Annotated in this window: 20 protein-coding genes, 7 tRNA genes and 1 riboswitch; of the genes, 1 reads left to right on the top strand and 26 read right to left on the bottom strand. The window is 32.3% G+C overall.

The genetic code is table 11. The features are described 5' to 3' along the window. Positions 1 to 110: 110 nt before the first annotated feature. The 20 genes from istB to B5E87_RS08680 form a co-directional block, all read right to left on the bottom strand. Positions 111 to 863, bottom strand: coding sequence for an IS21-like element helper ATPase IstB (gene istB / locus B5E87_RS08780; RefSeq protein WP_087244551.1), 753 nt, complete (start codon positions 861 to 863; stop codon positions 111 to 113). Between the two features lie 17 nt (positions 864 to 880). Then, a complete protein-coding gene (locus B5E87_RS08775) occupies positions 881 to 1,483 on the bottom strand; it encodes a DUF6618 family protein (protein WP_087244550.1) in 603 nt (200 codons plus the stop codon). Next, positions 1,476 to 2,729 (bottom strand): Mu transposase domain-containing protein, encoded by a 1,254-nt coding sequence (locus tag B5E87_RS08770; RefSeq protein ID WP_087244549.1) that lies wholly within the window; start codon positions 2,727 to 2,729, stop codon positions 1,476 to 1,478. The genes B5E87_RS08775 and B5E87_RS08770 overlap by 8 nt, the downstream gene beginning before the upstream one ends. A gap of 114 nt (positions 2,730 to 2,843) precedes the next feature. Next, entirely contained in the window at positions 2,844 to 3,470 is a 627-nt protein-coding gene (locus tag B5E87_RS08765) for an NAD-dependent epimerase/dehydratase family protein (RefSeq protein ID WP_158095584.1), read from the bottom strand. A 184-nt stretch (positions 3,471 to 3,654) separates the two neighbouring features. Continuing rightward, the gene (locus B5E87_RS08760) at positions 3,655 to 4,476 is read right to left on the bottom strand and encodes an Mrp/NBP35 family ATP-binding protein (protein WP_087244555.1); all 822 of its coding nucleotides are present in this window, start codon (positions 4,474 to 4,476) and stop codon (positions 3,655 to 3,657) included. Between the two features lie 55 nt (positions 4,477 to 4,531). Next, entirely contained in the window at positions 4,532 to 5,392 is an 861-nt protein-coding gene (locus tag B5E87_RS08755; RefSeq protein WP_087244554.1) for a YitT family protein, read from the bottom strand. Between the two features lie 90 nt (positions 5,393 to 5,482). Then, positions 5,483 to 7,357, bottom strand: a complete 1,875-nt coding sequence (locus B5E87_RS08750; protein ID WP_087244547.1) for a heavy metal translocating P-type ATPase — start codon at positions 7,355 to 7,357, stop codon at positions 5,483 to 5,485. Between the two features lie 82 nt (positions 7,358 to 7,439). Next, positions 7,440 to 7,658 carry a cation transporter gene (locus B5E87_RS08745; RefSeq protein ID WP_087244546.1) on the bottom strand — a complete coding sequence of 73 codons (219 nt, stop codon included), beginning with the start codon at positions 7,656 to 7,658 and terminating at the stop codon, positions 7,440 to 7,442. 17 nt (positions 7,659 to 7,675) lie between these two features. After that, positions 7,676 to 8,035 (bottom strand): ArsR/SmtB family transcription factor, encoded by a 360-nt coding sequence (locus B5E87_RS08740; protein ID WP_206393079.1) that lies wholly within the window; start codon positions 8,033 to 8,035, stop codon positions 7,676 to 7,678. Between the two features lie 1,021 nt (positions 8,036 to 9,056). Next, a complete protein-coding gene (locus B5E87_RS08730; protein WP_087244544.1) occupies positions 9,057 to 9,389 on the bottom strand; it encodes a DUF5640 domain-containing protein in 333 nt (110 codons plus the stop codon). Between the two features lie 67 nt (positions 9,390 to 9,456). Next, positions 9,457 to 10,116, bottom strand: coding sequence for a hypothetical protein (locus tag B5E87_RS08725; protein WP_087244543.1), 660 nt, complete (start codon positions 10,114 to 10,116; stop codon positions 9,457 to 9,459). A gap of 575 nt (positions 10,117 to 10,691) precedes the next feature. Continuing rightward, positions 10,692 to 10,765: transfer RNA gene (locus B5E87_RS08720), tRNA-Gly, on the bottom strand. A 5-nt stretch (positions 10,766 to 10,770) separates the two neighbouring features. Then, a tRNA-Leu gene (locus B5E87_RS08715) sits at positions 10,771 to 10,853 on the bottom strand. Positions 10,854 to 10,860: 7 nt separating this feature from the next. Beyond that, positions 10,861 to 10,936, bottom strand: a tRNA-Lys gene (locus B5E87_RS08710). A 7-nt stretch (positions 10,937 to 10,943) separates the two neighbouring features. Then, positions 10,944 to 11,019 (bottom strand) — tRNA-Thr (locus B5E87_RS08705). 9 nt (positions 11,020 to 11,028) lie between these two features. Continuing rightward, positions 11,029 to 11,104 (bottom strand) — tRNA-Val (locus B5E87_RS08700). A gap of 3 nt (positions 11,105 to 11,107) precedes the next feature. Further along, positions 11,108 to 11,183, bottom strand: a tRNA-Glu gene (locus B5E87_RS08695). 7 nt (positions 11,184 to 11,190) lie between these two features. Continuing rightward, a tRNA-Asn gene (locus B5E87_RS08690) sits at positions 11,191 to 11,266 on the bottom strand. A gap of 83 nt (positions 11,267 to 11,349) precedes the next feature. Then, positions 11,350 to 11,691, bottom strand: a complete 342-nt coding sequence (locus tag B5E87_RS08685; protein ID WP_087244542.1) for a hypothetical protein — start codon at positions 11,689 to 11,691, stop codon at positions 11,350 to 11,352. A gap of 47 nt (positions 11,692 to 11,738) precedes the next feature. Then, positions 11,739 to 12,938: an aminotransferase-like domain-containing protein gene (locus B5E87_RS08680; RefSeq protein ID WP_087244541.1), complete on the bottom strand. Its 1,200-nt coding sequence runs from the start codon at positions 12,936 to 12,938 to the stop codon at positions 11,739 to 11,741. Between the two features lie 102 nt (positions 12,939 to 13,040). Here B5E87_RS08680 and B5E87_RS08675 point away from each other — a divergent pair, with 102 nt between their 5' ends. After that, on the top strand, positions 13,041 to 13,379 hold the full coding sequence (locus B5E87_RS08675; RefSeq protein ID WP_087244540.1) for a hypothetical protein: 339 nt from the start codon (positions 13,041 to 13,043) through the stop codon (positions 13,377 to 13,379). A gap of 10 nt (positions 13,380 to 13,389) precedes the next feature. On the opposite strand, the gene B5E87_RS08670 is transcribed toward B5E87_RS08675, so the two are convergent. The 6 genes from B5E87_RS08670 to B5E87_RS08645 all read right to left on the bottom strand — a co-directional run bounded on the left by B5E87_RS08670 (position 13,390) and on the right by B5E87_RS08645 (position 18,034). Beyond that, on the bottom strand, positions 13,390 to 13,740 hold the full coding sequence (locus B5E87_RS08670) for a hypothetical protein (protein WP_087244539.1): 351 nt from the start codon (positions 13,738 to 13,740) through the stop codon (positions 13,390 to 13,392). Between the two features lie 42 nt (positions 13,741 to 13,782). Continuing rightward, positions 13,783 to 14,262: a MerR family transcriptional regulator gene (locus B5E87_RS08665; RefSeq protein ID WP_087244538.1), complete on the bottom strand. Its 480-nt coding sequence runs from the start codon at positions 14,260 to 14,262 to the stop codon at positions 13,783 to 13,785. Between the two features lie 79 nt (positions 14,263 to 14,341). After that, a complete protein-coding gene (locus tag B5E87_RS08660) occupies positions 14,342 to 15,085 on the bottom strand; it encodes an amino acid ABC transporter ATP-binding protein (RefSeq protein ID WP_087244537.1) in 744 nt (247 codons plus the stop codon). Between the two features lie 8 nt (positions 15,086 to 15,093). Further along, positions 15,094 to 15,816: an amino acid ABC transporter permease gene (locus B5E87_RS08655; RefSeq protein WP_087244536.1), complete on the bottom strand. Its 723-nt coding sequence runs from the start codon at positions 15,814 to 15,816 to the stop codon at positions 15,094 to 15,096. Positions 15,817 to 15,819: 3 nt separating this feature from the next. Next, a complete protein-coding gene (locus B5E87_RS08650) occupies positions 15,820 to 16,647 on the bottom strand; it encodes a transporter substrate-binding domain-containing protein (protein WP_087244535.1) in 828 nt (275 codons plus the stop codon). 64 nt (positions 16,648 to 16,711) lie between these two features. After that, positions 16,712 to 16,881, bottom strand: a riboswitch (Lysine riboswitch). 91 nt (positions 16,882 to 16,972) lie between these two features. Next, the gene (locus B5E87_RS08645) at positions 16,973 to 18,034 is read right to left on the bottom strand and encodes a GTP pyrophosphokinase (RefSeq protein ID WP_087244534.1); all 1,062 of its coding nucleotides are present in this window, start codon (positions 18,032 to 18,034) and stop codon (positions 16,973 to 16,975) included. Positions 18,035 to 18,087: the final 53 nt, after the last annotated feature.

The raw sequence follows: 18,087 nt of genomic DNA, 5'->3' as shown, positions 1-18,087 counted from the left end.
ATAATATTGTCAATATAATTTTTACCAAAAATGTTAATTTGAAAATTACCAGAAATGTTAATTTATTGTTACCAGTTTTGCTCACATATGTTTACCACTTCCGTCCATTTCTAGTCTTCCAGCATATCCATAAGATCCTTGGTTCTATATGATGGACCTACAATATTAACTATATGGCAATGGTGAAGCAATCTGTCCAGTATTGCGTTGGCGATGATTGGATCACTGAATATTTCTGTCCATTTGGATAGATTCCTATTCGTTGTAATAATTGTTGATTTTTTTTCATACCTCTGTGATACCAGCTGAAAAAACAGATTGGCGGATTCCTTGTTAAAATTGATATATCCAATTTCATCCACTATCAACAGTTTGTATCTGTTGATGGCCTTCATTCTCTTTTCGAGTCGATTTTCTTTTTCGGCTTCCATCAATTCATCTATGAGATTCTGACATGTGATGAAATAGACACTATATCTGTGCCTGGCCGCCTCTATTCCAATGGATGTCGCCAGATGAGATTTTCCAGTGCCACTTGAGCCAATAAACAATATATTTTCACTATTATCAATGAATCTCAGTGTCATGTAATCTTCAATCTCCTTTTTATTGATTCCTGGCTGAAAACTAAAGTCATAGTCGTCCAGGGTCTTATGAAAGGGAAAGCCTGCTGTCATTACACAGGCTTTGATTGCTTTTTCCTTCTTGAAGCTTTTTTCTTTTTCGGTCAGTTCATACAATGCATCCACGATTGTTTTATTTCCGCTATTGATCATGTCGATATATTGTGGCAGATTATCCTTCATTCTTTCAAGCTTTAAATCTGTCAGATTGTTCAATAGCTTATTATAATTGGTATCCATAATATTTACTCCTCCATCTATATGAAATATTCCTCACAGAGACATCTGATGCCATATGCCAGCGTTGCACCATCTATGTTGTTTTTCATGAGAGAGGATAACATCTCTCCATTCCAAAAAATGTCATCAGAGCTTGCAAGAGTTGTGCAGACATGCTGATCAGGCATGCAGATCCATAATTCATCAGCTCTGCCGACAAAAGCCCTTATGGCACTTCCTCTTCCCTTAAAAACAACATCTGAATAATCATGATACAGCTGAATTCTGTCGATAGTTGCCACCCATGACTGGTCTTCGAAATGAGCTTCATAGGTTATGATATGTGACTCGGCTTCTTCTGCTGATGTGTCTTCATTCCAGCATGTTTCGCTCATTCTTAGGCCATCTATGAAATTCATGTGCTCACCACATTCGTTCCATACCATGTATGCATTATCGAAGAAGCTATGCCCTGCATCTTCAAGAATATAGTCGTTCAATGACAGAAGCTCTTCGTCTGTAAGGTCTATCTCGTTGAAAAATTCAATTGTTTCCTCTCTGCTCATTGGTTTGAGCTGACTGTTATACAGACCGTATGGATTTTCATTGATTTTATGTCTTAGTATTAATTTTTTATTCATTCATGTTTCCTCCAAGTTTTTCTAGTCTTTCCAGGTTCTTCTTGGCCATCTCATCTATATCATCTGTATGGGACAGATTCATTTTTAATGCTTCCCTGTAATGATTCTCATCATAATTGACCGTATTTTGTGATATAGTATGAGTGGCAACAAGTTCCTTGTTTCTATAGATATATATCATGTTGCCCTCAACAGGATAGATATCTACATATTGATCAAGGCAACGGGCCGGAACGGAATATTTGCTTCCTTTATAGACAATAAGCAACGATTCGGGAACCTTCTTTCTATAATGTTCTACCATATAGGAAGAAAGCATGACTTTATTTGGTAAAGGCTTCAGATATTCCTTTTCTTTTCTAAAAAGCAGTGCGGGCGGCATGTTGGTACCACTGTTGACTTCCATATTGCACTGACTCATGATTGTTTCTTCAATCGTCCTGATAAGCTGATCAACCGATTCGATTTCATGATCATAGGGCAGCAGCCAGTTCATAAATTTATTTGCGTTTTCATCCTTTCCTTTAGTTTGGGGAGTTCTGGTCCTGCATAGCTTGAGTGAGCAGTCAAGATCATTAAACAGCTGTGAGATTCTAGAATGTATTTTCTTTTTTCTACCATGACAGGACACAACAGCTGACATGTTGTCAGTGAGAAGGGTCTCTGTCACGCCACCAATTCTTCTGAAGACTTCAATAGTGCATCTGATGAAGTCATCGGTTGTCTTGGTTGGGGAATAGATAAATATATGCTGTCTTGAATAGGCCAGAGTTGCAGAGAAAACATTAAATTCAATCAGGTCACCATTCTTGAGATGAATGGAAAGGTCTTCTTTGAAATCAGCCTGAAGCTGACGGCCAGGATCGACTTCATAGAGCACATGGGGTTTATGTTCCTTCTGCTTGGGCTTAAGATGCTTTCTATAACAGTAGTTTCTGAAACTGTTGTAGTCGCCCGGAAGTTCCTCTTCTCGAGTATTGAGAAAATACATATAGGCAGCCTTATAGGAAACACCTGGCTTGTCAAGGATATAAAGGATATCTTCAAACATGCAGTCCCATTTACTTTTCTTGGGACGTCCACTTTTCATTGGTATTCCATCTGCATCATAATATTTTTTTATGGTGTGACGATCAACACTGTACTTTCTAGACAAATCACTAAAGTTTGGTTTGATCTGTAAAGTTTTCATAAATCTTAATTCTCCTATCAAATTTGAACTTACATCGATATCATTTTTTATCATACTTGGTTCACCTCCTTTCAAAGAGAAGGTTAACCAAAAAGAAAAGATAACTCAATAATGTTGAACAATTATTACCAGAATTGGTAAATTATAAATTAACATTATTGGTTATCTTTATATTAACAATATTACCTGATTATGAGTACAATGCCATGTGCTCTTACCATCACCATGAACAATGACTGGCTTATCATTTAAAATACGATCAACCACACTCCAACAGCTTTTTCCTTTGACGCTTAAAGGAATACGATCATATCCATAAGTTTGTGAAGGACGCACAATCGTAATAGGAAAACCAAATTCTTCATAAGCTTTCATAAAGATTTGTTCACATTTTGTTTTCTCTCTTCCATATTCAGAATAGATATTATTTTGTTCATGTGATTCATGAATCATCACAGCTGTTTCATGATTATAAGTCACAACTGTAGATATAAAGATATATTGTTGAATCTTTCCTTTAAATAACTGAATTTGTTTAATAGCTTCTTCTGGCTTATAGATAATGAAGTTACAAACAATATCAAAAGAATAATCTTTTAAAATTTCTTCCATTTTTGCAGTATCATGAAAATCACAGATTATCTGATGAGCATGTTCAGGTAAAGACTTATGTCCACGATTCATAACGTATAATTCAATATCCTGATTTTGACTTAATGCTTCACATATAGGCAGAGATATTGTACCTGTTCCACCAATTAATAAAACTTTTAAAGGTTTCTTTGTAAGTATCATCTTATTCATCTCCATTTATTTTGATAATTTTATTATATCAATAAAATGAATCCTTGAAAATCTTTTTTAAAATTCTATGATTCATCATATTCTCTGACTTTTATCCCATCTTCTTTTTATCAAAAAGAGGTCTATAACCTCAATAAACATCAAAAATCAGTTTATGACATGTTATAGACCTTTTTTAAAAGTTTTTCACTTTTTCTTCAAATTCATCTAACCAATCAGATGAATAGTTTTCAATCATTCCCATATCAGAAAGTTGTGTTAATTCACTATCTAAAGGTAATTGTCCTAATATCTTTAAATCATATTTATCTGCCACATCTTGAAGATGGCTTTTTCCAAAGACAAAAATCTTCTTTCCACAATCAGGACATTGCACATAACTCATATTTTCCACAATACCTAAAATAGGAACATTCATTTTCTTTGCCATATTAACAGCTTTAGAAACAATCATGCTGACAAGTTCCTGTGGACTTGTCACAATCACAATACCATCTAAAGGTAAAGATTGGAAAATTGTCAAAGGGACATCTCCAGTTCCTGGAGGCATATCTACGAACATATAATCCACTTCGCCCCATCTGACATCACTCCAGAATTGTTTAATCATACCTGCTAAAATAGGTCCTCGCCATACAACAGGTTCTTCTGCATTTTCTAATAAAAGATTCGTTGACATGATCTCAATACCTTCTAAAGATTTAGCTGGAATAATTTCTTCTCCATTAGAATAAATCTGTGTACCTTCAACACCAAATGTTTTCGCAATTGATGGTCCTGTAATATCACCGTCTAATACAGCACAGCGATATCCTTCACGCTGTTTTAAAACAGCCAATAAAGACGTAATAGATGATTTTCCTACGCCACCTTTACCACTGACAACTCCAATCACTTTATGTATTTTTGAATTTTTATTCATTGGAGCTAAAAAACTTCTTTCTTCACAATCTTCCTGACATGATTGACAATCATTATTACAGTCTTGACTACTCATAATATAACCTCCACATTCCTTTCTATTATAACCTATCTGTCTTTCTTTTTCACTATTATGACTCAATATATTCCTTTTTAAAGGTAAATCCTCTTCCTTTCACCTCGTTCACCTTGCTGACAACCATAAAAGCATGTTCATCAATATTTAAAACCAGATAATTTAATTTCGGTAATTCACGGTTAGAAATGACTGTCATAATCACAGGATATTCATTTTTCATATAACCTGAAATAGATTTTAACATTGTTGTTCCACGATCAAGTTCATGAATAATCATATCATTAATTTGTTCATATTCCTTAGACACAATCATCACTTCTGTCTGTGCTTTTCCAACGACCAGAACTTTGTCTAAAACAATGGTATATGTCGCCACCAAAACAATACCATAAAGAACCATTTCTCGATTGGTATAAAAGACCTGCATTAATAAAATCAAGAAATCAAAAGCATACATAGAAACGGATACAGGTATTCCTGTCTTTTTATTAATAATCAATGGTGGAATATCCATTCCCCCTGTGGAAGCATTACATTTAATAACAAGTCCAATTGCTACACCAATCATCACTCCACCAAGCAATGCAGCGAGTAATGGATCAGTTGTCATTTGGGTATAACCTATTGTTTTTTCAAAAACACTTAAAATCAATGGATAATAAAAAGTACTAATTAATGTTGTTAAGGCAAAGGTTTTACCTAAAATCAGTAACCCAAGTAAAAACATCAAAATATTAAAAATAGATAAAAATAAAGTCATTGGAATTCCTAATAAATGCTGTGCACCAATGGATAATCCTGTTGATCCACCTGTAATCAGTCCATTAGGAACAATAAATAATAAAACAGCTAAAGCATATATCGTATTTCCAATAAGAATTCCTATAATATTTCTTATGAATTTATAATTCATCACATACACCCTTTCTTCACAAGGCACTATTATATCACTTCAAAATCTAAAAAAAAAGATAACAGATGGACTTTCTGTTATCTTCCATTTTTATCGAATTCGTAAAGCTCTCGTCGCATTAATGACAGCAATGACCATCACCCCAACATCCGCAAAGATAGCGAGCCACATATTAGCAATACCAAAAGCACCTAAAATTAAACAGATAAATTTAACAGCTAAAGCAAACACAATATTTTCTTTGACAATTCTTAATGTTTTTAATGAGATTTTCATAGCCAATGAAATCTTAGCCGGATCATCATCCATCAACACAATATCAGCTGCTTCAATCGCTGCATCACTACCTAAAGCGCCCATCGCAATCCCAATATCGACACGTGATAAAACTGGCGCATCATTAATACCATCACCAACAAAAGCCACTTTTTCTTTTTCACCTTTGTTTTGTAGGATTTCTTCAACTTTTTCAACCTTATCAGCTGGTAAAAGTTCACTATAAACACGATCAATACCAATCTCTTCAGCAACCTTTGTCGCAGTCTGTTTTGTATCTCCCGTTAACATAATCGTTTCTTTGATTCTTTGTGATTTTAAAGACTGAATCGCTGCTTTTGAGGTTTCTTTAATCACATCAGAAATCACAATACATCCTGCATATTGATTATCTATGGCCATATACACAACTGTTCCTTCAGGATGTTTTTCCGTAATATCTACACCTATCTTATTCATCAGTTTTTCATTACCAGCATAAACATCATGTCCATGAACAGTTCCACGAATACCATGTCCAGCAATTTCTTCAATATTATGCACAGCATCTCTATCCAATGATTGTCCATAAGCCTTTTGTAAACTTAAACTGATTGGATGACTTGAAGCCATTTCCACATGAGCCGCATAATACAATAACTGTTGTTGATCATAATTATCAGTTGGATCAATATGCGTTACTTCAAAAACCCCTTTTGTCAGTGTTCCCGTTTTGTCAAAAACAATATATTTGGCACTGGCAAGAGCTTCGAGATAATTAGAACCCTTTACCAAAATTCCTTTTGTTGAAGCACAACCAATGCCACCAAAGAAACTGAGTGGTATAGAAATAACCAAAGCACATGGACAACTGATAACGAGGAATGTTAACGCACGAATAATCCAATCACCCCATGAGGCATCTTTCCCCATCAACATCAAAACAACAGGTGGAATTATCGCTAATGCCAATGCACTATAACAAACTGCTGGTGTATAGTATCTGGCAAACTTTGTGATAAAGTTTTCTGAACGAGATTTTTTCATACTTGAATTTTCAACCAAATCAAGAATTTTTGAAACTGTTGATTCACCAAATTCCTTTGTTGTTTTCACTTTAATTTCACCAGTCATATTAATAAAACCACTAATGACTTCATCGCCGCAATGTGCATCTCTAGGTACACTTTCACCTGTCAAAGCACTCGTATTAAATGTTGTATTCCCTTCAACAATAATACCATCAATAGGTACTTTTTCACCAGGATTGACAATGATTTCACTACCTATTTCAACATCATCAGGATCAACTTTTTGAAGCTTACCATCTACCATCATATTAGCATAATCGGGACGAATATCCATTAATGCGGCAATATTACGACGACTTTTACCGACTGCAACACTTTGAAACAATTCGCCAATCTGATAAAACAGCATGACAGCGACACCTTCTCTAAATTCACCTAAACACATAGCGCCTACAGTCGCAACAGCCATCAAAAAGTTTTCATCAAAAACCTGTCTTTTCAATATTCCTTTGATAGCTTTTCTTAAAATATCATACCCAATAATGAAATAAGGAATCAAATAAAGAATCACTTCAATATATAAGTTTAAAGAAACATATGAAGTTAAAATCATGATTCCAATCATGAATCCTAAAGATAACAGAATTCTATAAAGAACTTTCTTTTGTTTTTTATTCATCATAACACTCCCATTCATTTTAATATATGTTCACTCATTCATATATTATCTAAATAAATATCCCTTTTTAAGGGAATTTATTCTATAAATAAATTTCACAGTCATCTTCTACGACTTTACAATTCTTATAAGCTTTTTGCATGACTTCATCAATATTAACTCCATCTTCAAATTCAACTTTTAACTTTAATGTCATAAAACTTAAAGTCGCATCTTTCACACCTTCTGTTTTTTTAACAGCTTCTTCCATTTTAGCTGCACAGTTTGCACAATCTACATCAACTTTATATGTCTTTTTCATCTTCTTTTTCCCCTTTCTTATTCTTCTACATGTTCCATACCCATAGACATGATTGTTCTAACATGATCATCATCTAATGAGTAAAAAATAACCTTTCCTTCACGTCTGAATTTAATCAATTTACTATCTTTGAGAACTCTCAACTGATGACTGACTGCAGACTGACTCAGTCCCAAAATCTGTGCGATATCTCCCACACATAATTCACTTTCAAATAAAGCATATAAAATCTTAATACGTGTTGTATCTCCAAATACCTTAAATAGATCAGCCAATTCATATAAGTATTCATCATCAGGTTGTTTTTCTTTAACCCTTTTGACAACATCTTCATGAACTGCTAAAAAATCGTTTTGATCATCCATCTGTATAGTCATATCATCACTCCTTCATTGAACATATGAACATCTCTTCATATATAAATATATTACTATTATTCTTCTTTGTCAATAAAAACTTTACATAAATTTGATAGATTTGATTCTTCTCTTTCTGTTAGTATCATAGTAGATAAAATATTAAGAATGGAGTGAAGTTTTATGCTAAAAAAATTAAAAACTGGGATCATATGTTTAATAATAGGAGAAATCATATCTTGGATTGTTTCTTTTGTTACTTTACCATCTTTTATTCATGGTTTTCTATTAGGTCTATCAGTTGGTTTAAAACTCATTAGTATCATTTTCATATTTATCATCATTATCAATTACCCTAAAGAAAGCAAACAATAACACAAATCATGTTATTTCTTCATTTCGTTTCCCATTCTTCATAAAGAATCTCATTTTTCAAAAAACTATAAATATGAAACATAAAAGAAGTCAAAGATAGAGACTTGTTAATATCTTGACTTCTTTATTGCTGAATACTATGAATCGTTCAAAAATAAGAAACGTCTTTTCATAAATGTGCTACTAATCAGTGAATCATTTTTACGCCCTTTTCCAAACAATCTTTTTATCCAATAGCATTATAAGCAAAATAAGATCCATTATAAAAAGATTCCAATATATATTTTGCATTCTATTTTATTTAAATACCCATTTTACTGAATAAAACTTAATGAACAAAATATTTTGTATCATTTTTTCGTATTATTTAGATGCATTAATGATTTCATTCATATTTATTTTAATCGTGATAAAATCAAAAAGTATAATTAAAAAAATAATAAGAATTTGCATAGCCAAAATATAAGCCAACACAAAACTATAGCTGTCTCCAAGCATTAGACTTACCCAATTTTCTCGTTCTATTTATATCTTTTATCCCCCGATAAATTCATTAGGAGTTTCGTCCATATTATGTGTTACTGAACAGCCAGTCATATGCCATCTATCACATTATTAAAAATTTCCATATGAGGACTGTTTTCATAAGCATTGCGCTTTTTTATATTTACTTCTCTCTTGCGAAATGATACTCAAAATCATGATCTGTTCGCTTTAACAAGAGTTTATCATTTTCAATTTCAAAATAATAAGATGGATTAAATATAACACCATTTTCTGAAGAAGATAAAGAAACTTGATTTTCTTCAATTTTATATGTACCTTTCGTATCAGTACCTTTATCACTCATAGTAAAAGTTCCATCTTCTTTGAATTCAATACTTTCTATATCGCTTCCTTGCCATTTACCAATAATATCATCACTTCCATTATTATCACTACTATTACATCCTGTTAAGATACACATTGACATTATAACTAATAAAATCATCTTTTTCATATACATATTCTCCTTACACTCTTCTTTTATAATTGAAAAATACTAAAGCTAAATCTTCAAATTTTCACTAGTGTTTTGAACGAATCATTTTAAACGGAAGTTTAAAAGTTTTCACAATGACATATTGAACAATACTTACAACCACTTCAACCATATAACTTATCGCAAGTGAAAAGAATACATTATATATCCATTGCCCAATTGTATTTCCAAATAGAGTCATTCCCCAATGAGGTAAAACATTTTCTAAATCAGTAACTAAAAATATAAATGATACAATGATTAACAAAATCATTTTAAAAGGCAATGTAAATTCAGATATGTATTCATCTGTATCACTGTCATCTGGCAAAAAATCACCATTTTTTATTCTTCTCCACTGAAGAAATTCATAAACTACAGCAATTATACATATTTCAATATAAAAATAAGGACTCGTTAAATCGGAATTTGAAATAATGAGAAATTCTCCTGCTAAAACGGTTAATCCTAGTAATAAACCAACAAAAAATTGTCCTAAGAAAAATAGTACCAATAAGAAAATATATTTTTTTGAAGCACTTTTTAGGCTTTTTAAATCAATATTCATATCCCAATAACTTAGAATAGGTATACTCAGACTGATTACAATCAAACATATTAACCCCAGCGGATATTTTTTAAAACCATAAGTAACATATAAAGGAAAATTACTGATCAATTGTAAAAGTAATTTAAATATAATCATCTTTTCTTACACCTTCTCTTGATTAAAAATCTATTTTGTTTTAAATCTATACATAAATGATATTTTTTCATATTTACAAGATTTTATTCTCCTTGAACACTTTTTATTTTATAGTTTTTTTTAACGACTGTCTATAAATATTTCATATGCGAGAAAAATAATGTTTCATGGTTTCAAATTATCATTTTCATACTTTTCTATAAACAGATTGTCTTCTTCATCATTTTTGAGTTCTCTTAACATCTTAAGTTGTTTTAATTAGAATGATAAGACGAATTATCAGAAACTTTTATAAGTGAACTACTATAAGACTGGAGTCTATCCAAATAATTTAATGGAAATTGTTTTAATAACATATACCTTTTCAGATTCTTTTTTAACATTTCAATAGTATCGTTTCTTTTTAACTTCAAATTTTTTTACTGAAACATCCATATATCAATCCTCCTTTTGAATTTAGGCACAAAAAAACTATGTTGATTACAACATAGCTTATAGCCGAACCACTGTTATTGAGTTTGCCAAAATAGATATTTAGTTGATATACTCAGCGTTTTTTTACTCTATTAATAAAATGGAGCGGGTGATGGGAATCGAACCCACGTAGTCAGCTTGGAAGGCTGAAGTTCTACCATTGAACTACACCCGCTTGTCTGGTGCGGATGACAGGACTTGAACCTGCACGCCGAAGCACTAGATCCTAAGTCTAGCGTGTCTGCCAGTTTCACCACATCCGCATATAAATGGTGACCCGCAGGCGACTCGAACGCCTGACCCTCTGATTAAAAGTCAGATGCTCTACCTACTGAGCTAGCGGGTCAAAAACATGGTGCCGGCTAAAGGACTTGAACCCTCAACCTACTGATTACAAGTCAGTTGCTCTACCAATTGAGCTAAGCCGGCATAAAAAAATGGTGGAGGTTAACGGGCTCGAACCGCTGACCCTCTGCTTGTAAGGCAGATGCTCTCCCAACTGAGCTAAACCTCCATATGGTGACCTGTACGGGATTCGAACCCGTGAATGCATGCGTGAAAGGCATGTGAGTTAACCGTTTCTCCAACAGGCCACAAAAATGGCGCTTGAAGTAGGACTCGAACCTACGACCGATCGGTTAACAGCCGATTGCTCTACCAACTGAGCTATTCAAGCATTTTTGATTGCCTAAATATATTATCATATCATTTCATGTAATGCAAGTCTTTTTTTAAAAAAAATAGAAGTCATTTTGACTTCTATAAATATTCTCCATTTTTACCCCAATTTTCAAACTCTTGAATTGAAAGATATTGCTGTTCCACAGGTATTTTTGTTATACGTTCAATTTCTTTTAATAATTTTTCAGCAAACTCTTTTTTATATTGATAATCTGTTGTATGAAAAAGCTGACAAGATATTTTCATACATTCCATTTCCTGTCCTCTAAAATACATGACTTGATTATCTTCAATATGAATCATTAAGTTTTCTTCTTTTTTATTAGGTAAAATAGAAATTAATTGACCAGCACTTTCTTTTAATGCTTTTTCTTGATTTAATGTTAATGTTTTTGTTGTTGTAAATGTTATATACGGCATACTATTTTTCCTCCCATTTATCCATTATATATAAACAGCTTTAAAAATTATGACGAAATAGATAACATTTCATATGTTATTTCACCTAAAATCTTCACTCCTTCTTTGATCTTTTCATTGGTTGGTGTTGAATAATTCATTCTAAAACTATGACATTCTTTCGTATCATCATCTAAGAATGCATTTCCTGGTACAACTGCCACATTCTTTTCCAAAGCTTTTTTCACAAATGTCAACATATCAACACTTTCAGGCAATGTCACCCAGATAAACATTCCACCTGTTGGTATTGTATATTGAACATCCGGATGAAAATGTTTTTTCATTTCATCAAGCATTAAGTGACATTTTTGTTTATAAATCATTCGAATACGTTCAATATGTGCATCCATATCATAATTTTGAAGATATCGTGCCATTACTTTTTGTGCCCAAAGATTAGAATGAACATCACTGGCCTGTTTGGCAACTGTCATTTTTTGAATAATCGTTTTTGGTGCTATACAACAAGCCACACGCATTCCAGGCGCAATAATTTTAGAAAGACTTGCTGCATAAATAACCAATCCATCTTCATCCAATGATTTTATAGAAGGAATAGCTTCACCTTCAAATCTTAAATCTCCATAAGGATTATCTTCTAAAATAAGAACACCATTGTCTTTAGCTAATTTTAAAATTTCTTTTCTGACTTCCAATGACATTGTCATTCCTGTTGGATTTTGAAAATTAGGTATCAGATACATAAATTTTGGTTTTGGCTCCATTTGTAAAGCCTGTTTTAAGGCCTCTAAATCTAATTGTCCATTTTTATATTCAATACCTCTTAAAACAGCACCTAATGATTTAAATGCATTTAAAGCTCCTAAAAAACTAGGATTTTCACAAATCACAACGTCACCTTCATTACATAATATTTTAGCCACAAATTCCATAATCTGTTGTGATCCAGAAGTAATTATCATTTGATCATCAGCTTTCATAACCTGTTCATGACGATTAAAAAAGTGTGTCGCTGCCTGAATCAATTCCTGATCTCCTTCAGTAATTCCATACTGTAAAACACTAATAGGCTCATTAGTCAATATATCTGCAGATATTTTTTCAATTTCTTCAACTGGAAATGCTTCCGCTGATGGATTTCCTCCAGCAAAACTAATCATCTTTGGATCAGATGTTGCCTTTAATATTTCTCTAATTGCAGATGCCTTTACATTTGACATACGTTTTGCAAATTGATATTCCATCATAAAACCCCCTTATCTTATTGTTTATTATAAACCAATTTCATGAGAATAACTAGATATTTATCTCAACTAGCGATATAATAGATATAGGTGGTGATAGAAATGCAAGTTATTGTCGTTGTTTTAAATAAACTTGACTGTTTAGATGATTTGCTTGCAAACTTAAAAAGAGCCGGGGTACGTGGTGGAACAATCATTGAATCTACTGGTATGATAAAGACAATAGATGATTCTGATGAAAGCTATCTTTTAGGATCATTACGTTTGTTTTTAGAAAATCCTCGTCCTGAAAGTCGCACTATCTTTTTTATCGTAGAAGATGGTCAGGTAGATTTAGTCAGAAAAACAGTTGATGAATCAGTTGGTGGCATTGATAATCCAAATACAGGTATTGTTTTTGGATTACCTCTTACATTTGCAGATGGTCTTATAAAAAAATAAAGTTTCGGCTTTATTTTTTTATTAACCGAAACTTAGAATCATAATAAAGATGAAGTTCCTGACAAACTCTTTGATTGAAATCCATGAGTTGTTGATAATATTGATGATACTCATCTGATAGTTCACACATGGCTGGTATCAAAATATCATAATACCCACTATCTCTTAATCTGATCTTCATCTGACGATTTGGATAACTCAGTATACGATACCACCATTTTTGTTGTAACTCATAGTTTTTGATAACCATTTGCTTAATGGATTCATATGCATCTTCTTGATTCATCAATTGATTTTTATATACATTGACATCATGCCATACTTGTTTGAGCTGCTTTTGATTTGTTTTAGAAATCCACATCAAAAAGCGATACGTCCATGGAATTTTGATATGAAAATGATCCTAAAAATCAATAATACGATCATAAGCATTCTGTTGTTTTTGTGTACGAATATGAATATGAAGATAAGGTAGAAAATGCTCATAGAACATATCAAAGAATGGCTGAGGAATATTGTCAGACATGATTTGACATATATCATCCAATGAAAAAGAGTCTTCTGTATTGTCACTTTCAATAAAATGATATAACTGTTTTAAACTTTCTTGTTGATAAGAAAGTTCTTTTTGTCTTTGTGTATAAATCTGTTGAAGATATTCTTTTTTCTGATTAGCATCTAAATCCAATAAACAGCGAATATCTGCAATAGAGATAGACCAGCTACGATACATCATAATTTCTTTTAATCTTTGAACATCTTCGTCACTGAACTCACGATATCCATTTTGATTTTTATAAACATGAAGTAACTGTTGTTTTTCATAATAATAAATGGCTTTTTTTGTCACATGACATTGACTGCAAACTTCCTGTATTTTCATATCTCATTTCATCTCCCATTTTCATCATAAACTATCCCCTTAGGTCAATGTCAACAAAAAAAGTATCATTTCTGATACTTTATCCATTTGCTTTTAAATAACGTTTTAAAAATGTTCGTGTACGTTCTTCTTGAGGATGTTCGAAGATTTGTTCTGGTGTCCCTTCTTCTACAATCACACCTTGATCCATGAAAACAACACGTGTTGATACATCTTTCGCAAATTCCATTTCATGAGTGACAACAATCATTGTCAAACCTTCATCAGCGAGTTCTTTCATAATATTCAAAACATCGCCAACCATTTCTGGATCTAATGCACTTGTTGGTTCATCAAAAAGCAAAACTTCAGGACTCATACATAATGCTCTTGCGATAGCAACCCTTTGTTTTTGCCCACCTGATAATTGTACACTGCTTTTATTTGCAAAAGCACTCATACCCACTTTTTCTAAATATTTGAAAGCCATTTGTTTTGCTTCTTCTTTATTTCTTTTTAAAACTTTGATTTGTCCAATCATACAGTTTTCTAATACTGTTAAATTGTTGAATAGATTAAATCCCTGAAACACCATACCAACTTTAGAACGATATTGATTCACATTAAAGTGACGATCTAAAATATCCTGGTCATGATATAAAATATGTCCATCATCTAATCTTTCTAATAAGTTAATACAACGTAATAATGTTGATTTTCCACTTCCACTTGAACCAATAATTGTCACAACTTCACCTTTATGTATATCAAAATTGATATCATGCAAAACTTCTAATTGCTTAAATCTCTTTTTTAAATGTTGTACTTGAATAATTGTATCCATAATATCTCCTAACTGCAAAAGTCCTTGCTTTGTTTTTCAGAATTCAATCTTTTTTCGATATAATTTAAAATAAAGGTACTGATTGTTGTTAAAAATAAATAAATGATTGCAGCAACCAAGAAACATTCAATATATTTCATATTTGATCCTGCCACAGATGTCGTCTGAAAATATAATTCTGTTACAGAAATAACATTCAGCATAGAACTGTCTTTGATATTAACAATCAACTGGTTCCCAATTGATGGAAATGTATTTTTAATAGCTTGTGGAAAAATCACTGATATAAGTGTCTGACTTGTTGTCATTCCTAAACTCTTTGCAGCTTCACTCTGTCCTGCATCAACAGATTGAATACCTGCACGAATGATTTCAGCCATATATGCTCCTGTATTAATAGAGATAATAAACAATCCAGCAACTAAAGGAGTCCAATTGAAAGCAGGCTTTAATAAATAATATAAAAACATAGCCTGTACCATCATTGGTGTTCCTCTAAAAACCCAGATATAAAAACCTGTAATCCATTTTCCTAAGCGTTTGAATAGACGACTGACTGATGAATCATAATCATTGATTTCAATAGCTCTTATACCACCTACAACTAACCCTATAAGAAAACCACAAACAGTTCCTACAACAGCATATAATAAAGTAATTTGAATACCGTAACTGAACAGAGACATATTTTCAACAAATATTTCCCATGCTTTTGCAAAATCAATACTCATAAATTATTCTCCTGCTGGCTGTCTATCAACAGCTTCAGTCATTAGTTGTTTTCTTTCATCTACCGTAATCTTATCTAAAGATGCCTGTACCTGTTTAAAGAATTCACTATCTCTTGTTCCTTCTTTTAAACCAATAGATACTGTTGTATCACATTCAAAACCTTTTCCTTCATCAAAATGTACAATTGTTAAATCTTTATTGGCTGCAACAACACCTTCAGCAACAGCCATTTCTGCAGTGATTCCATCCACATCTCCCTGTTGTAAAGCAACAACCATTTCAGGATAAGTGGCTTTTGCTGTAGCATGATGAACACCTTTGATCTGATCAATGACATCATCATAGTTTGTTCCTTTTTGCCCAACAACATTTTTACCACTGAATTGTTGAATATCTGTAAACTTTGCTTCTTCACCATCTTTACGTACAATCATAATCATACCTTCGCTATCGTAATATGGTGTTGTAAAATCAATACCTTCTTCTCTTGTTTCATTCGCTGTCATTCCAGCAATAATGGCATCAATTTCACCAGATTCCAAAGCCACTGTTAATCCATCCCATGATATTTTCTTAATCACAAGTTCTTTTCCTAAATCATCCGCAATTCTTTTGGCAATCTGTACATCATATCCATCAGCATATCCAGCATTACCTAATGATACTGTTGTATCACTTTCCTGACTTGTCTGCCAGTTAAATGGTGCATAAGAACATTCCATTCCCACAACAAACTGATCTTTATTGGCTGATGCCTGTTCACCACCACCACATCCAAATAAAGTCATTGCCATTGCCATAGCCACTAAAACTTTTCCTAATTTTTTCATATAAACCCTCTCTTTCTATATACATATAAAATAAAAGCCGTGCTATTAACACGACTTTAATGACCATATTAATAGCGCCTCTTCATTTTCATGAAGGAGTGTTATGAGTATTTCCCATAACCCCAAGATAGAGATTTGCCAATATCTATCTTTCGGCAATGATTACCTTTCCCATTCTTCTTCGTTTGCCAACTCCAAATGGTACTCTGATACACTGCTGCCTCTAATTCTTTTATTTTACGTTCTTTATGCTATACTCTTTTTCATGTCTTGTCAACTTTTTTCACATTTTTTCACAAAAAAATATGAATTCCTGCTGATTTTTTTAAGATACAGTCATCTGTTTTTCTTCAATAATTCCTTTTAACGTCTGTAATCGTTCAATACTTTCTTTGGTAAAGATATCTTCTGGATCTGCTGATCCTTCATTTGCTAACATAACAAGTGAAATCCAAACCAAAACATTATAAATATTAATCTTTTGATTTTCTTTATTGTTTTCAATACGTTCACGTGAAATCCATTCAATCTCTTTCATATGATTTTCTACAAAATCATCCAATTCATTAATATACGTATATCCCATATAATGGAATCTTTGAACCAGTCGAGATTGTGAAATCAGTTCTGAATCTCTTTCAAACTGAAATTGAAATTCTGTATGCAATTTTTCTAAAATATTATTAATGCGTGGTGATGTATTGACATATTGTGCCAATGAATTGGCATTGATATCTGTTTTTAAAACTTTTTCAATATGCACAATACCCTTATTATATTCATCGACTTCTCTTGCAATCTGTACAAATTCTTCATCTAACAATTCTAATGATGCTGAAAGACGTGTTAATCGTCTACGAATATCCTTAGGAATTTCATACTGTGATTTGTATCCTAGCCCATGTTCTATTTCTGCCCATGAATGTTGTAATGTCGTACGAATCTGTAATTCAAAAATAATATCTTTATACGCAGAATACTCAATCAATTGACATCTTTCATCATTAAATTTAATTAACAGATGCAAAGAATTATAACCAAAGTCAATACGATCATCATAATTTTTCTTTCTTTTATCATTATATTCTACAATATCAAAATTTTCTTTTACACAATCATAAATACGATCAACATCATTTTCAAATAAAGTAATAATACGACAAGCCACAACATCTGTAATTTGACGAATGTCCGTATATTTATTCTTATATGTGATTTTTTTCATTAATGCGCCTTCGCTTTTAATCCTAATCGCCATATTAGAAATACGAAAATGATGGGTATCAATAATACGTGTAAAAATATCTTCAATATCATGTTTCAAAGAACGATAAACGTCCTGATTATCATGATATTGTTTAATAATTTTCTTTGCAGAGTTATGCATAAAATCACCTCATATTTTCATTATACGCTCCTTATATGAAATATTCATGAACA

This window comes from Massilimicrobiota sp. An142 (assembly GCF_002160725.1).
GTDB classification, from domain to species: Bacteria; Bacillota_I; Bacilli_A; order Erysipelotrichales; family Coprobacillaceae; genus Allocoprobacillus; species Allocoprobacillus merdigallinarum.
Note: the sequence above shows the minus strand (reverse complement) of the source record. Positions and strands in the feature narration are given on the sequence as shown.

Coding starts and splice junctions, on each gene's coding strand:
- B5E87_RS08725 (WP_087244543.1), bottom strand. CDS start 10,116: ATGATTATATTTAAATTACTTTTACAATTGATCAGTAATTTTCCTTTA.
- B5E87_RS08760 (WP_087244555.1), bottom strand. CDS start 4,476: ATGAGTAGTCAAGACTGTAATAATGATTGTCAATCATGTCAGGAAGAT.
- B5E87_RS08750 (WP_087244547.1), bottom strand. CDS start 7,357: ATGAATAAAAAACAAAAGAAAGTTCTTTATAGAATTCTGTTATCTTTA.
- B5E87_RS08685 (WP_087244542.1), bottom strand. CDS start 11,691: ATGCCGTATATAACATTTACAACAACAAAAACATTAACATTAAATCAA.
- B5E87_RS08675 (WP_087244540.1), top strand. CDS start 13,041: ATGCAAGTTATTGTCGTTGTTTTAAATAAACTTGACTGTTTAGATGAT.
- B5E87_RS08655 (WP_087244536.1), bottom strand. CDS start 15,816: ATGAGTATTGATTTTGCAAAAGCATGGGAAATATTTGTTGAAAATATG.
- B5E87_RS08740 (WP_206393079.1), bottom strand. CDS start 8,035: ATGACTATACAGATGGATGATCAAAACGATTTTTTAGCAGTTCATGAA.
- B5E87_RS08755 (WP_087244554.1), bottom strand. CDS start 5,392: ATGAATTATAAATTCATAAGAAATATTATAGGAATTCTTATTGGAAAT.
- B5E87_RS08660 (WP_087244537.1), bottom strand. CDS start 15,085: ATGGATACAATTATTCAAGTACAACATTTAAAAAAGAGATTTAAGCAA.
- B5E87_RS08730 (WP_087244544.1), bottom strand. CDS start 9,389: ATGAAAAAGATGATTTTATTAGTTATAATGTCAATGTGTATCTTAACA.
- B5E87_RS08680 (WP_087244541.1), bottom strand. CDS start 12,938: ATGGAATATCAATTTGCAAAACGTATGTCAAATGTAAAGGCATCTGCA.
- B5E87_RS08775 (WP_087244550.1), bottom strand. CDS start 1,483: ATGAATAAAAAATTAATACTAAGACATAAAATCAATGAAAATCCATAC.
- B5E87_RS08670 (WP_087244539.1), bottom strand. CDS start 13,740: ATGTGGATTTCTAAAACAAATCAAAAGCAGCTCAAACAAGTATGGCAT.
- B5E87_RS08665 (WP_087244538.1), bottom strand. CDS start 14,262: ATGAAAATACAGGAAGTTTGCAGTCAATGTCATGTGACAAAAAAAGCC.
- B5E87_RS08645 (WP_087244534.1), bottom strand. CDS start 18,034: ATGCATAACTCTGCAAAGAAAATTATTAAACAATATCATGATAATCAG.
- B5E87_RS08765 (WP_158095584.1), bottom strand. CDS start 3,470: ATGATACTTACAAAGAAACCTTTAAAAGTTTTATTAATTGGTGGAACA.
- B5E87_RS08650 (WP_087244535.1), bottom strand. CDS start 16,647: ATGAAAAAATTAGGAAAAGTTTTAGTGGCTATGGCAATGGCAATGACT.
- istB (WP_087244551.1), bottom strand. CDS start 863: ATGGATACCAATTATAATAAGCTATTGAACAATCTGACAGATTTAAAG.
- B5E87_RS08770 (WP_087244549.1), bottom strand. CDS start 2,729: ATGATAAAAAATGATATCGATGTAAGTTCAAATTTGATAGGAGAATTA.
- B5E87_RS08745 (WP_087244546.1), bottom strand. CDS start 7,658: ATGAAAAAGACATATAAAGTTGATGTAGATTGTGCAAACTGTGCAGCT.